The sequence below is a fragment of the Pseudomonas sp. Pse79 genome, assembly GCF_024519615.1.
Classification (GTDB): domain Bacteria; phylum Pseudomonadota; class Gammaproteobacteria; order Pseudomonadales; family Pseudomonadaceae; genus Aquipseudomonas; species Aquipseudomonas veronii.
Genome location: NZ_JALJRR010000011.1, coordinates 193,736 through 206,745 on the forward strand (window position 1 = coordinate 193,736; position 13,010 = coordinate 206,745).

At 61.1% G+C, this 13,010-nt stretch carries 14 protein-coding genes; 7 read left to right on the forward strand and 7 right to left on the reverse strand.

Annotation, left to right across the window (positions count from 1 at the left end; translation table 11 throughout):
* Positions 1-124: 124 nt before the first annotated feature.
* Complete coding sequence (locus tag NR164_RS16295) at positions 125-736, reverse strand: FMN-dependent NADH-azoreductase (protein WP_046383222.1); 612 nt, start codon at positions 734-736, stop codon at positions 125-127.
* Between the two features lie 124 nt (positions 737-860).
* Between NR164_RS16295 and NR164_RS16300 the strand changes: the two genes are divergently transcribed.
* Together NR164_RS16300 and NR164_RS16305 are read left to right on the forward strand one after the other, a co-directional pair.
* Positions 861-1,769 carry a LysR substrate-binding domain-containing protein gene (locus NR164_RS16300; RefSeq protein WP_017847256.1) on the forward strand — a complete coding sequence of 303 codons (909 nt, stop codon included), beginning with the start codon at positions 861-863 and terminating at the stop codon, positions 1,767-1,769.
* Positions 1,766-2,122 carry an MmcQ/YjbR family DNA-binding protein gene (locus tag NR164_RS16305; protein ID WP_046383220.1) on the forward strand — a complete coding sequence of 119 codons (357 nt, stop codon included), beginning with the start codon at positions 1,766-1,768 and terminating at the stop codon, positions 2,120-2,122. Before NR164_RS16300 ends, NR164_RS16305 begins: the two co-directional genes overlap by 4 nt.
* Here the strand turns inward: NR164_RS16305 and NR164_RS16310 are convergent.
* Positions 2,111-2,494: a DUF1294 domain-containing protein gene (locus NR164_RS16310; RefSeq protein ID WP_017847254.1), complete on the reverse strand. Its 384-nt coding sequence runs from the start codon at positions 2,492-2,494 to the stop codon at positions 2,111-2,113. The genes NR164_RS16305 and NR164_RS16310 overlap by 12 nt on opposite strands.
* Positions 2,491-3,321, reverse strand: a complete 831-nt coding sequence (locus tag NR164_RS16315; protein ID WP_046383218.1) for an undecaprenyl-diphosphate phosphatase — start codon at positions 3,319-3,321, stop codon at positions 2,491-2,493. Before NR164_RS16315 ends, NR164_RS16310 begins: the two co-directional genes overlap by 4 nt.
* Positions 3,322-3,551: 230 nt before the next feature.
* Between NR164_RS16315 and NR164_RS16320 the strand changes: the two genes are divergently transcribed.
* The 3 genes from NR164_RS16320 to NR164_RS16330 all read left to right on the forward strand — a co-directional run bounded on the left by NR164_RS16320 (position 3,552) and on the right by NR164_RS16330 (position 6,375).
* Positions 3,552-5,186: a methyl-accepting chemotaxis protein gene (locus NR164_RS16320; RefSeq protein ID WP_079443668.1), complete on the forward strand. Its 1,635-nt coding sequence runs from the start codon at positions 3,552-3,554 to the stop codon at positions 5,184-5,186.
* A 107-nt stretch (positions 5,187-5,293) separates the two neighbouring features.
* Positions 5,294-5,860, forward strand: a complete 567-nt coding sequence (gene pnuC / locus NR164_RS16325) for a nicotinamide riboside transporter PnuC (RefSeq protein ID WP_046383216.1) — start codon at positions 5,294-5,296, stop codon at positions 5,858-5,860.
* Positions 5,857-6,375 (forward strand): AAA family ATPase, encoded by a 519-nt coding sequence (locus tag NR164_RS16330; RefSeq protein ID WP_046385264.1) that lies wholly within the window; start codon positions 5,857-5,859, stop codon positions 6,373-6,375. The genes pnuC and NR164_RS16330 overlap by 4 nt, the downstream gene beginning before the upstream one ends.
* Before the next feature lie 109 nt (positions 6,376-6,484).
* Here the strand turns inward: NR164_RS16330 and ggt are convergent, their stop codons facing one another.
* Positions 6,485-8,209: a gamma-glutamyltransferase gene (ggt, locus tag NR164_RS16335; protein WP_256822976.1), complete on the reverse strand. Its 1,725-nt coding sequence runs from the start codon at positions 8,207-8,209 to the stop codon at positions 6,485-6,487.
* A gap of 180 nt (positions 8,210-8,389) precedes the next feature.
* Between ggt and NR164_RS16340 the strand changes: the two genes are divergently transcribed.
* Entirely contained in the window at positions 8,390-9,535 is a 1,146-nt protein-coding gene (locus NR164_RS16340) for a MalY/PatB family protein (RefSeq protein WP_046383215.1), read from the forward strand.
* A 117-nt stretch (positions 9,536-9,652) separates the two neighbouring features.
* The gene (locus tag NR164_RS16345; RefSeq protein WP_177031504.1) at positions 9,653-10,075 is read left to right on the forward strand and encodes a hypothetical protein; all 423 of its coding nucleotides are present in this window, start codon (positions 9,653-9,655) and stop codon (positions 10,073-10,075) included.
* 515 nt (positions 10,076-10,590) lie between these two features.
* Here the strand turns inward: NR164_RS16345 and NR164_RS16350 are convergent.
* From NR164_RS16350 to NR164_RS16360, 3 genes are all read right to left on the reverse strand, one after another.
* Positions 10,591-10,806: a molybdopterin-binding protein gene (locus tag NR164_RS16350; protein WP_003173733.1), complete on the reverse strand. Its 216-nt coding sequence runs from the start codon at positions 10,804-10,806 to the stop codon at positions 10,591-10,593.
* 313 nt (positions 10,807-11,119) lie between these two features.
* On the reverse strand, positions 11,120-12,028 hold the full coding sequence (locus NR164_RS16355; RefSeq protein ID WP_256822977.1) for a FecR domain-containing protein: 909 nt from the start codon (positions 12,026-12,028) through the stop codon (positions 11,120-11,122).
* The gene (locus tag NR164_RS16360; protein WP_017847246.1) at positions 12,025-12,543 is read right to left on the reverse strand and encodes a sigma-70 family RNA polymerase sigma factor; all 519 of its coding nucleotides are present in this window, start codon (positions 12,541-12,543) and stop codon (positions 12,025-12,027) included. The genes NR164_RS16355 and NR164_RS16360 overlap by 4 nt, the downstream gene beginning before the upstream one ends.
* Positions 12,544-13,010 lie beyond the last annotated feature (467 nt).

Sequence of the window (13,010 nt, forward strand, 5' to 3'; positions counted from 1 at the left end):
CAAAGTAAAAACAGCGGGCCAACGAAAAAACTCCGTACTCCGGTCGCGTTCAGGCGAGCAGAATACAGAGTTTAGGCGCCCGGCTTCAGATTGAAACCGAGCAACAGCGAAATTTACACAAGCCTTACGCCGCGGCGAACAATTGTTCGTTGATGACAACGTTGGCGTCGCTCAGGGACTTGCTGCGGAACTCATCGCCATACGCCAGGCCCTGGGCGCGGACGAATTCGATGTCGGTGATGCCGAGGAAGCCCAGCATGACTTTCAAGTATTCCTCGTGGGCCACGCCGGTTGCCTGACCAACATGCAGGCCGCCGGATGTGGAGACGATGATGACTTTCTTGTTGCCGCACAGGCCTTCCGGGCCGGCTTCGGTGTAACGGAAGGTCTGGCCGGCCACTGCAATGCGGTCGATCCAGGCCTTGAGCTGGGACGGGATGGTGAAGTTGTACATCGGCGCGCCCAGCACCACGGCGTCGGCGGCGAGGAACTCAGCCAGGGTCGACGCGCTGAGGTCGGCTTCGTGCTGCTGCGCGGCATCGCGCAGTTCGGCCGGCGTGCCCAGCGCAGCCAGGGTGGCGCCGGAGAAGTGGTTGATGCCTTCGCTGGCCAGGTCACGGTAAGTCACTTCCACACCCGGCTCGGCCGCTTGCCAGGCCTTGACCACGCCGGCACTGAGCTGGCGCGAAGCCGAGTTGTCGCCGAGGATGCTGGAATCGATGTGCAACAGTTTCATGGGTAAGCTCCAAATAAGATCAGCGGTGCGAATCAGATGGTGTTAAGCCTACGCATGAAACCAATAGCCGATAAGGTAGTTGAAATGCGATAGTTCGTCCTACTGACAGGACAATAGGCCGAGCATGCAAGACCTCAACGACCTCTACTATTTCGCCAAAGTCGTGGAAGCCGGCGGCTTCGCGGCGGCCGGGCGCCTGCTGGGGATTCCCAAGTCACGCCTGTCGCGGCGGATCGCCGAGCTGGAAGAACGCCTTGGCGCGCGTCTGCTGCAGCGCACCACCCGGCAACTGACCCTGACCGCCGTCGGCGAGCGTTACCTGCGCCATTGCCAGGCGATGCTGCTGGAAGCGGAAATGGCCGATGAAGCCGTGGCCAGCATGTCCAGCGAACCCCGCGGGCGGCTGCGGGTCAGTTGCCCGGTGGGCATGGCCCAGCACATCCTGCCGGAGCTGGTCGCCGGGTTTCTCGCCGCCCACCCCCAGGTGCAGCTGGAAATGACCCTGGTCAACCGCCGCGTCGACCTGGTGGCCGAAGGCATTGACGTAGCGCTGCGTGTGCGCGAGCTCGGCGATGAAGACCCGCTGCTGGTCACCAAGCGCCTGCGCCAGGCCCAGACGCTGCTGGTCGCCAGCCCGGACTTCATGCGCGGCCGACAGGTCGACAACCTCGACGACCTCAAGCAATTGCCGGTGCTCGGCGCCCTGGAAGCCGACCGCATGGTCCACCTGCGCCTGCTCGACCCCCAAGGCAACGCCGAAGACCTGGTGATGGAAGCCCGCCTGGGCATCGATGATTTCATTGTGCGCAAAGCCAGCGCACTCAAGGGCCTGGGCTTCACCGTGCTGCCGATGATGTATTGCGAAGAGGAACTGGCCAGCGGCCAACTGGTGCAACTGCTGCCGCAATGGTCGCTGCCGGGCGGCTGGTTGCAGGCCGTGTACCCGCATCGCCGTGGCGTGCTGCCGGCGATTCGCGCGTGGATCGATTACCTGGAAGAAGGCTTTAAAAGCTGTGGAGACCGCCTGTTATGAGCATGACCGAAGAACAAGTCGCGCACTTCTGCCTGAGCCTGCCCGGCGCGCGGGAAGACTATAAATGGGGTGGCGTGCGAGTGTTTTCGATTGCCGGCAACAAGATGTTCGCCTTGCAGAACCTGCGGGGTGACTCGTTGGCGTTCAAGGTCGACAAGGAACTGTTCCTCGGCCATGTGGACCGCCCGGGCATCCACCCGGCGCCGTACCTGGCGCGCGCGCAGTGGATCATCATGAACACGCCCTACCCGCTGGGCACCGAGGAGTTGCGTGGCCTGTTGCAGCGCTCTCACCAGTTGGTGGTGAGCAAGTTGCCCAAGCGCACGCAGGTCGGGTTGTTGCTAGAGGACTGACCCCAGCGTGCCGCTGAGGAACAACTGGTCAAGCCAGAACACCTGATGCAACAGCACGATTGCCCAGAACAGCACCTGATACGAGACCTTGCGCGTCTTGTGCCGGAACACCTGCTGGGCAATCAGCGCCCCCGGCCATCCGCCCGCCAGCTCGACGGCGTGCAGGATGTTTTCGGGGATGCGCCGAGCGTCGGTGCGCGCCTTGTGCTTGTCGCTCCAGTACAGCAAAAACGCGATCACGCTGACCACGCCATAGGCCGCCAGCGGCAGCACGGTCTCGCCGCGATGCCACACCAATACCGAGCCCAATAACGGCGCCGCGCACAACAGCGCAAAGATCAGCGCCTTCAGGCGTGGGTGCTGAATCATCATGCCTTGGCCGCGGACCAATCGATCCAGCCAAACTGCCAGGTCGCCAGGATCAGCAAGCCGAATGCAATCCGATACCAGGCAAATGCCGCATAGCTATGGCTGGCGATGAACTTGAGCAGGCCCTTGACCGCAATCATCGCGAAGATGAACGAGGTGACAAACCCGATGGCAAACACCGGCAGGTCAGCCGGCTGGAACAGGTCGCGGTACTTGTAGCCCGAATACACCGCCGCACCGACCATGGTCGGCATGGCCAGGAAGAACGAAAACTCGGTGGCGGTCTTGCGCGACAGGCCGAACAGCAGGCCGCCGATAATGGTCGAGCCCGAGCGCGAGGTGCCCGGGATCATCGCCAGGCACTGGGCAAAACCGACCTTGAGCGCGTCCTTCCAGCTAATCTCATCGACGCTCTCGGCATGCACTTCATGCTCGCGCCGCTCGGCCCACAACATCACGATGCCGCCCACCACCAACGCCGTGGCGACGGTGATCGGGTTGAACAAGTAATGGTGAATCAGGTCGGCGAAAATCACCCCCAGCACCACGGCCGGCAGGAACGCGATCAGCAGGTTGACGGTAAAGCGCTGTGCATTGCGCTGGGTCGGCAAACCGGTCACCACGTCGAGGATCTTGCGGCGAAACTCCCAGACCACCGCCAGAATCGCACCGAGCTGAATGATGATGTTGAACGCCATGGCGCGTTCGCCACCAAAGTCGAGCAAATCGGCGACGATAATCTGGTGGCCGGTACTGGAGATCGGCAAAAACTCCGTCAGCCCTTCTACCACGCCGAGTATCAACGCCTGTGCGGCGGTCCACAAATCCATACTTCCCCCAAAGGTCTTGTTCTAAGACAAGCCTCGTTAGTCTTTTTAATGGTTCACTGACGACGAGCGCACAAAAAGGCCCGGTGCTGATAATCAACGCCGGTCTGCAAAAATTCCGTGAAAAATCAGGCAGTACTCAGGTTTTTCGATTTCAGGCCGAAAGCCTATCAGACAAGGCGTAAAAGTCGATGCAGCGCCGACAATTATAAAAAGCACGGAGTGACAGGACGATGAACAGTTTACGCAATATGTCGATCAGCCGCCGTCTCTGGTTGATCCTGGTAGTTGCCGTGTTGATGCTGTTGGCCCTGGGTTTGCTGATGCTCAAACAGATCCATGACGACCTCTATGAAGCCAAAAGCCTGCAGACCCGACACGTCGTACAGACCGCCAGTGGAATCCTGACGTTTTATCACAGCCTCGAAACCAGCGGCGTCATGCCCCGTGAAGCGGCACAGAAACAAGCCCTGAGCGCGGTGCGCGGCCTGCGCTATAACAAAGATGAATATTTCTGGATCAACGACCTGACGCCGGTGATGATCATGCACCCGGCCAACCCCAAGCTCGATGGCCAGAACCTCTCGTCGATTCGCGACCCGGACGGCTTTGCAATATTCAACGAGTTCGTGAGCCTGGCCAAGGCCAAGGGTGCCGGTATCGTCAATTACCGCTGGCCGAAGCCGGGTGCCGATACGCCGATAGAAAAAACCTCGTATATCCAGTTGTTCGAACCGTGGGGCTGGATCATCGGCTCCGGCGTGTATGTGGATGACGTGCAAGCCGAATTCAACGCGCAAGTGTGGAAAGCCTCGGGTGTCGGCCTGGGCATCGCCGTGGTCATGGCCCTGCTGGTCTCGTTGATTGTGCGCAGCATCGTGCGCCCACTGCAGGCAGCCGTGAATGCCATGGCCAATATCGCCAGCGGCGAGAGCGACCTGACGCGCAGCCTCGACACCCATGGCCGTGACGAAGTCACTCAACTGTCCCAGCACTTCAACAGCTTCACCGCCAAGCTGCGCCACGTCGTCGGCCAGTTGCAGATGTGCGCCAATGCGCTGGGCCAGTCGTCCACGGAGCTGGGCAACAACGCCAGCCAGGCCCACGACCGCAGCCAGCAACAGTCGCAACAGATGGAACTGGTGGCCACCGCGGTCAATGAAGTCACCTACGGCGTGCAGGACGTGGCCAAGAACGCCGAGCATGCCGCCAGCGAAATGCGCGATGCCCAGGCCCAGGCCGAGCAAGGCCAAGTGAACATCGACAGCAGCTTGCAGCAGATCGACCAACTGTCCACCACCATCAGCCAGGCCGTGGAAGTGATTCGCACCCTGTCGAGCGAAAGCACGCAGATCGGTGGCGTGCTCGAAGTGATCCGCTCCATCGCTGACCAGACCAACCTGCTCGCCCTCAACGCCGCCATCGAAGCCGCGCGTGCCGGTGAGCAAGGCCGCGGGTTTGCGGTGGTGGCGGACGAAGTGCGGCTGCTGGCCCAACGCACGCAGAAATCCACTGCTGAAATCCAGGTCATGATCGAGCGTCTGCAAGGTCACTCGGAAGCGGCGGTCAAGGTCATCAGCGACAGCCACAGCGCGTCGCAACTGACCATCGAACAGGCCGGCCAGGCCGGGGCCAGCCTCACCGCCATCGGCCAGGCCCTGCGCAACCTCAATGGCCTGAATGCATCGATCGCCAGCGCCACCCTGCAACAGGCCCACGTGGTCGAGGACATCAACCAGAACGTGACCCAGGCCGCCGGGTTGTCCCACAACACGGCAGTGGCGGCCGAACAGTCCAGCGTGGCCAGCGCACACTTGCGCGGGTTGAGCGAGCAGCTCGACGGCCTGCTGCGTCAATTCAAAGTCTGACGCCACTCAAACTGTGGGAGGGGGCTTGCTCCCTCCCACATTTGCCTTCCTGTGTTTTGAAGATTGGTTACAATCCCCGCCCTTTCCCTCTCTCCCAAGGAACCACCATGTCCGGGCTTGAACTGTTCGCCGCCGCGCTGGGGGTGATCGCTGTCTGGCTGACGGTCAAACAAAACCCCTGGTGCTGGCCCATCGGCCTGGTGATGGTGCTGCTCTACACCTGGGTGTTCTACGACGTGAAACTCTATTCCGACATGCTGTTGCAGGTGGTCTACGCCGCCCTGCAAGTCTACGGCTGGTGGCAGTGGACCCGACGCGCCGGGGACATCAAGCCAGGTCGCCAAGTCACCAGCCTGGGCTGGTCCGCGATCCTTACCAGCCTGGCTATCGGCGCGGTCGGCAGCCTGTTGCTCGGCGCCGCCATGGCTCACTGGACCGACGCCGCCCAACCCTGGCTCGACGCCGCCCTCACCGGCTTCAGCCTGGTGGCGCAGATGTGGATGGCGCAAAAGCGCGTGCAGTGCTGGCCATTGTGGATTGCCGTGGATGTGATTTTCGTCGGGCTGTTCCTCTATAAAGGCCTCTACCTCACCGCCGCGCTCTATGCGCTGTTCACCGCGATCGCCGTGCAAGGCTGGCGCGAATGGCGCGCCGACCCGGCGTTGCGCGCATGAAGGTGGTGGTCCTGGCCGGCCCCGAATCCAGCGGTAAAAGCTGGTTGGCCGCGCAGTTGCAAACGCAGTTCGGCGGACTGATGGTGGGCGAGTACGTGCGGCACTTCATCGACCACCATCAGCGCGACACCACGCTGGCCGACATCCCGGCCATCGCCCGTGGACAACTGGCCTGGGAAGATGCCGCCCGCGCCGAGCGCCCTGCTCTGCTGATCCTCGACACGCACCTGCTGACCAACAGGCTCTGGAGCCAGACCCTGTTCGGCGACTATCCGACATGGCTCGACGACGAACTGCTGGCCCGCCACTACGACCTGCACCTGCTGCTGTCCCCCGACGACGTGGAATGGACCGCCGACGGCCAGCGTTGCCAGCCGGAACTGGCCGACCGCCAGGCGTTTTTCCAGCACAGCCTGGATTGGATGCAGCAGCATCGCCAGGCCCTGGTGGTGATCAGGGGAAATTGGGAAGAACGCCGCGCCAAAGCCTTCGCAGCCGTCAAACAGATACTGTAGGAGCGAGCTTGCTCGCGAAAAACGCAAGAACACTGCGTTAATCCAGAATGCCCGCGTTATCGTTGACGCTCTTCGCGAGTAAGCTCGCTCCTACAGTGAGTGGCAGCGCTTAGTAGCCCAGGGACAGGCCGGTATTGCGACGCGGGTCGTTGGCCCCATAGAAACGGTTGTTGCCGACCGGCTTGCCGTCCAGGGATGGCGCGCCCACCAGGATCGCCGCCAAGTGGTTGGCATCCTGTGGCCCGACAAACTTGTGGCCCCAGCTCTCAAGGATCTTCTGCGTATCCGGGCTGACCGCGAAGGTCTCGAGGTTGGTGGTGTCCGGCATCCACTGCTGGTGGAAACGCGGCGCGTCCACGGCCTCTTGAATGTTCATTTTGTAATCGATGACGTTGAGAATCGTCAGCAAGGTCGCGGTAATGATGCGACTGCCGCCCGGCGTGCCGACCACCATCACCGCCTTGCCATCCTTGGTCACAATGGTCGGGCTCATCGACGACAGCGGCGCCTTGCCTGGTGCGATGGCGTTGGCTTCACCCTGGACCAGGCCGTACATGTTCGGCACGCCGACCTTGACGGTGAAATCGTCCATTTCATCGTTGAGGATCACCCCGGTCTTGCTCGCCATCACGCCGGCACCGAACCAGTCATTGAGGGTGTAGGTCACCGAGACCGCGTTGCCCCACTTGTCGACGATGGAATAGTGGGTGGTGTTGTTGCCTTCATGGGGCGCTACGCCCGGTTTGATCGCCTGGGAATCGCCGGCCTTGTTCGGCTCGATGGCGTCCCGCAGTTTCGTCGCGTAGTTTTTGTCCAGCAGGTGTTCGATCGGGTTCTTGACGAAGTCCGGATCGCCGAGGTAGCTGTTGCGGTCCACATACGCGTGGCGCATGGCTTCGATCTGGTAATGCAGGCCCTGGGCCGAGTGGTAGCCCAGGTCGGCCATCGGGTAGCCTTCAAGGATGTTCATGATCTGGCAGATCACCACGCCACCGGAGCTCGGCGGCGGTGCCGAGACCACGTGGTAGCCCCGGTAGTCGCATTCGATGGGCGCCAGTTCACGGGTCTTGTATTTGTCGAGGTCGGCCTGGGTGATGATGCCCTTGCCGGCCTGGCTGGAATCCACCAACGCCTTGGCGACCCAGCCTTTATAGAAACCGTCGCTGCCCTTGGCGGAGATTTCCTTGAGGGTCTTGGCCAGGTCTTTCTGCACCAGCTTCTGGCCGACCTGCAACGGCTGGCCGTTGTGCAGGAAGATTGCGCGCAGGTCCTTGTCTTTTTCGAACTCGCCGGTGGCGGTGTGCAGCAGGTCGATATCACCCTGCTCCAGCGCGAAGCCGTTTTCCGCCAGCTTGATCGCCGGGGCAATCACCTGGGCGCGCTTGAGGGTGCCGTATTTGCTCAGGGCCAGCTCCATGCCGGACACGGTACCGGGGACGCCGACGGCCAGGTGGCCCTTGGCGCTCAGGCCTTCGACGACGTTGCCGGCCTTGTCCAGGTACATATCGGCGGTGGCGGCCAGCGGGGCTTTTTCGCGGAAGTCGAGGAAGGTCTTGCGCCCGTCGGCCAGTTGCACGGTCATGAAACCGCCGCCGCCCAGGTTACCCGCCGCCGGGTACACCACTGCCAACGCGTAGCCCACGGCCACGGCGGCATCCACCGCGTTGCCGCCGGCCTTGAGCACATCCACACCGACATGCGTGGCCAGATGCTGGGCCGTTACCACCATGCCATTTTCACCGGCCACCGGGGCCTGGGAGGCAGCTTGCACACCGCTGACCGTCAACACCAGGGCGGTGGCAATCAAAGTACGGCTGAAGGGTTGGTATTTCATCCTTGGCTACTCGGGTGATTGAGATGCACCAAAATAGCCCGACTTGGATGCAATCCCCAGCGCAGTGGCGTTTTTATGACAGAACCTGTCGGTCACGGAACGATTCAGCGCTGGCCTCGACGGCCAATGGCGCTAGAATCGGCGCCATTCTTCACCTGACTCTCCGACACGAGCCTCCCCATGAGCTTTGATTTCGACACGATCCACCCCCGCCTCGGCACCGGCAGCACCAAGTGGAACCGTTACCCGCCCGACGTGTTGCCGATGTGGATCGCCGACATGGACATCGCCGCGCCGCCCGCCGTGCTTCAAGCCCTGCACCAGCGCCTCGACCAGCAGATTCTCGGCTACAGCGTGGCCGGCCCGGACGTGCGCGCGGCCATCGTTGCCGACCTGTGGGCCAAATACGCCTGGCGCGTGCAGCCGGACGAATTGCTGTTTCTGCCCGGAGTAGAACCCGGTTTCAATATGGCGCTGCATGCCTTCGTGCAGCCCGGCCAAGCGGTGGTGCTGCAAACCCCCAACTATCGGCCGATTCGCCTGGCGCCCGGAAACTGGAACCTGCCGCGCATCGAAGTGCCGTTCAAGCTGGTCAACGCGCAGTACATCACACCGATGCCGCTGCTGCGCCAGGCGCTGACAGGGGCCGGCGCATTATTGCTGAGCAACCCGCACAACCCGGTGGGCAAAGTCTTCCCCCGCGAAGAACTGCTCGCAGTGGCCAATGCCTGCCTGGAACAGGGCGCGCTGATCATCAGCGATGAAATCCACGCCGAGCTGTGCTTCGACGGCCGTCGCCACATCCCCACCGCCAGCCTCAGCCCGGAAATCGCCCAGCGCACCATCACGCTGATGTCCGCGAGCAAGGCCTACAACGTGGCCGGCCTGAAGACCTGTTTTGCCGTAGTGCAAAACGCCGAGATGCGCGAGCGCTTCAACCAGGCGCGTTGCGGCATGGTCGACAGCGTCAGCCCCCTGGGCCTGGAAGCCACCCGCGCGGCCTACAGCCAATGCAGCGACTGGCTCGAGGCGTTGCTGCAGTACTTGCAGGCCAACCGCGACTACCTGCTCGACGCGGTAAAAACCCGCCTGCCCGGCGTGGTCATGCATGCGCCTCAAGGCACCTTTCTGGCGTGGCTGGATTGCAGCGCCCTGGGCCTGGACGACCCGCAGCAGTTCTTCCTGGAACAGGCCAAGGTCGGTTTGAGCGCGGGGATCGAATTCGGCGATGACTGCCAGCAGTTCGTGCGCCTGAACTTCGGCTGCCCGCGGGCGTTGCTGGAAGAGGGTCTGCAGCGGATGGAACGCAGCTTGCTCACCCGTTAAAACTGACTGGCCCCTTCCCGGGGCCAGTCGTTCGATGGTGTTGGCCCACCCTTGGGCGTGCGTCAGGTTTGAGGGTTACCAGTTTCAACCTTCACGCTGCTCACCTGCACAGTCCGGATGGATGAGCCCGCTTGGCGTGGCGCATTTATCACCATAGTCACACCGTCGTTGGTGATGAACATTGGTCGTGCCCGATCATCCTCCGTATCGCTGGAAAAGGCATTATTGAAGACAAGTGCGCGGCTATTCCACGGCATATCGCCGCTCGTATCAACGGATAAATCACCGGTGGGCGAAACACGCCAGCCAGAGTTGACCGTTGAGCGTGAACATATGGTTCTCATCATCACCCTGGATAAAACTTTGCAGTCGTTCAACCGTAGTCACATTGGAAAAAGACTGGAAATGCGCGATTTTCTTCAGCCCTTCCGTATTCGATTCCTGGGTTTTTATCGAGATCGTATTCGTCTTGAAGTTAACGACGTGCCCCGCGTATCGGGCTACTTTGTCCGCTCCATCTTCTTTATAGGGGGTCGTTAGTATGATATTATCGACTTAACTTCCCTGTATAGATGAATGCCTTGATCGGAAAACACTAGCAAAGCAAAAAGCATTCAACTGTCAGACTTATCTGTTTACCGTCATTATCGTTTGATAACAATATATTTCGACTGAGCGCCTGAAACTCAAACACTAAAGAATACGCGCGACCAATGCCCTTGCCCCCTTCCACCCAAGATCGGTACGCAGCTCCATACGCGACTCAAAAACAGCGCCAACAGTAAGAAGGTCGAAACCCACAACGACACTCCCAAACTGTTTGACTACCTGCAGCGCCCCCTCACTAAGTTCCAGGCATTTATCTTATTTTATACCCTGCACCAACGCTCATAAAAACCATGCACCCTTTGAATACTCCGACAGGCTCGACTCAGCCAGGACTTCGAGTCCCTCTGCGGCGTAGTTGCCAGCCATAACGCCGGCGACCAGAGCCTCGGCGTCAACAGCGCCGCCATCGCCGGCAAGCGGGCGCCTACAGTGAATTACGCAAGTCTTTAGAGTTTGGCGATGGAAACTTCAGTCGATTTCACAAAGGCAATCACTTCACTGCCCACCTTCAACTCCAGGTCACGCACCGAGCGCGTGGTGATCACTGAAGTAACGATGCCGGACGCGGTCTGCACGTCGATTTCCGACACCACTTCCCCCAGCAGAATCTCCTTGATCACGCCCTTGAACTGATTACGCACGTTGATCGCTTTAATGGTCATGTCGGCTTTCCTTTTGGCTGTTAGGTCGATCTGCACGAATGTGCAGAGCCTCAAAGTGCGCCACCCACAAAAACATTAAAAGGAATATATAACTATTTGTTTATTCCATACGGGTATATCAAGGCTGTTTCACCGCCAACAGTCGATCAACAGCTTGCCCTCCCCGCTACAGCTTTCTCCGCTCGAAACCACGTAAACATGCGTGGGCCGGCCTTGCAACCACGCGAAGCCGTCAGCCTGCTGGGCCCCAGAGTCTGAAACCTTCCGTCGAAACGAAACAAAACAACTGCCACATTTTTGATCGCCAGTGTCTTCAAGTGAGTGTGACCCAATACCGCGTCCGCGCCTGCACCTCGAACCCTAGACTCGAGGCCAGCAGGCTGAGGATGCGGTCGGTGTCATCCAGGCGAAAACTGCCCGTCACCCGCAACGTCTCCAGGTTCGGCGCCCAGCGCAACACGCCTGGGCGATAGCGCGCCAGCTCGCGCAGAAAATCCCCCAGCGCCTGGTTCTGTGCAGTCAGCACGCCGTCGCGCCAGCCCAGTTGCAGCACATCGAACGGCACCCGCGCACCGAGCCCGCCGGCGCTTAATGGCGCTTGCTGGCCGTCCTGCAACGTCGCCAGTTGCCCGTTCACGTCGCGCACCTGCACGCGGCCCTTGAGCACCGACACCCGGCAGCCGGCGGCCAGTTGGCGCACGCACACCTCGGCCTGACTGACCCGCACTTCGCCGTAGCGCGTGCGTAGCGTCATCGCGTGTGCGCCCGGCACGTTCAGCGCCAGTTCGCCGTCCACCAGCGTGATGCATCGTTGCGCCGGGTCCACATCCACGGCCGTGGCGGTGTTCAGTTGCAGGCTACCGCCCTCGGCCAACGGCAGGCGCCTGCGCTCGCCGGTGGCGGTGTGCAGGTCGGCGCGCCAACTATCTATAGGTAACTGGCGACTGATCAACCAGGCCGTCGGCACCAGCGCCGCCACGCCCAACGCACGCTTGAGCAACGCCCGCCGCCCCACTTGCGGGCGGTCGAGGCTGGCCATCGCCAACGCCTGGGGCAGCGCGCTGAAGCGCTGGCGCAGGGCCTGGGCTTTCTGCCAGGTGTGTTCGTGCTGCGGATGACTGTCGCGCCAGTGCTGCAACGCGGCATGATCGCGTTCAGTGGCCGCCCCCGATTCCAGCAGCGCAAGCCATTGCGCGGCCGCTCGCGCAACCTCACGGTTCACAGGTCCACCAGCAGGCAATGTTCATAGGCTTGCGCCATGTAACGCTTGACCGTGCGCTCCGACACCTCAAGCCGCTCGGCAATCTCTCGATAGCCCAGGCCCTCCAGCTGACTCCAAAGAAACGCCCGGCGCACCAGTGCAGGCAAGCCGTCGAGCAATTCATCCAGGGCTTGCAGGGTTTCCAACACCAGCCAGCGCTGCTCGGGAGATGGCACGCAGGCTGGCGGCAGGTTACCAAGAGCCGTCAGATAAGCCTGCTCAAGGCTGCGGCGCTGATGAAAATTGACCAGCAGGCGCTTGCCCACCGTCACCAGATAGGCCCGCGGTTCCTGCATCTGCGCGAGCGGCTGCGCACTGGCGAGCACCCGCACGAAAGTGTCCTGGCTCAGGTCAGCCGCATCCCAGGCATTGCCCAGGCGCCGCCGCAGCCAGCTTTCCAGCCAACTGCGATGGTCGCGATACAGGCTCGACAACGTCGGTTCGGCGGCGTGCGAAGGGACAACAGCATCATTCATGGCAAGCAACCTGCGCAGCGCGATTGAGTCTCAAATGAGATTAATTCTAATTAATATCGCGGCGAGACACCACGTTCTTTTCAACGGGGCGTTCATACGGGCATCAAAGGCCAGTGAACCCAGGCTTTGCCACCACAGGTGTGCCTGGCAGCGACCTAAAACCGCACACGTTGTCCGTTGACCATGCTGATCACACCCCATATAGTGTGCCCACGCCAACAAACAACCACTACATAGTGTGCGAACTCGTAAAATGCTGACCACACTATGCGCAGTATTTCAATGCCTTGAAGCCTGCAAATCACTTATTTTTGGACGGGTTCACACACCGTCAGCACAGACCAGGAAGGAGTATTTCAATGCTGAGTTGGGATGAAGTCGACAACGAAGACACCGGTGCAGCGGTGATCAGAGGCGCCAACGCCGGCCACGCCACCGAAGCCAACATGGACCGCCTCGACGGTGCC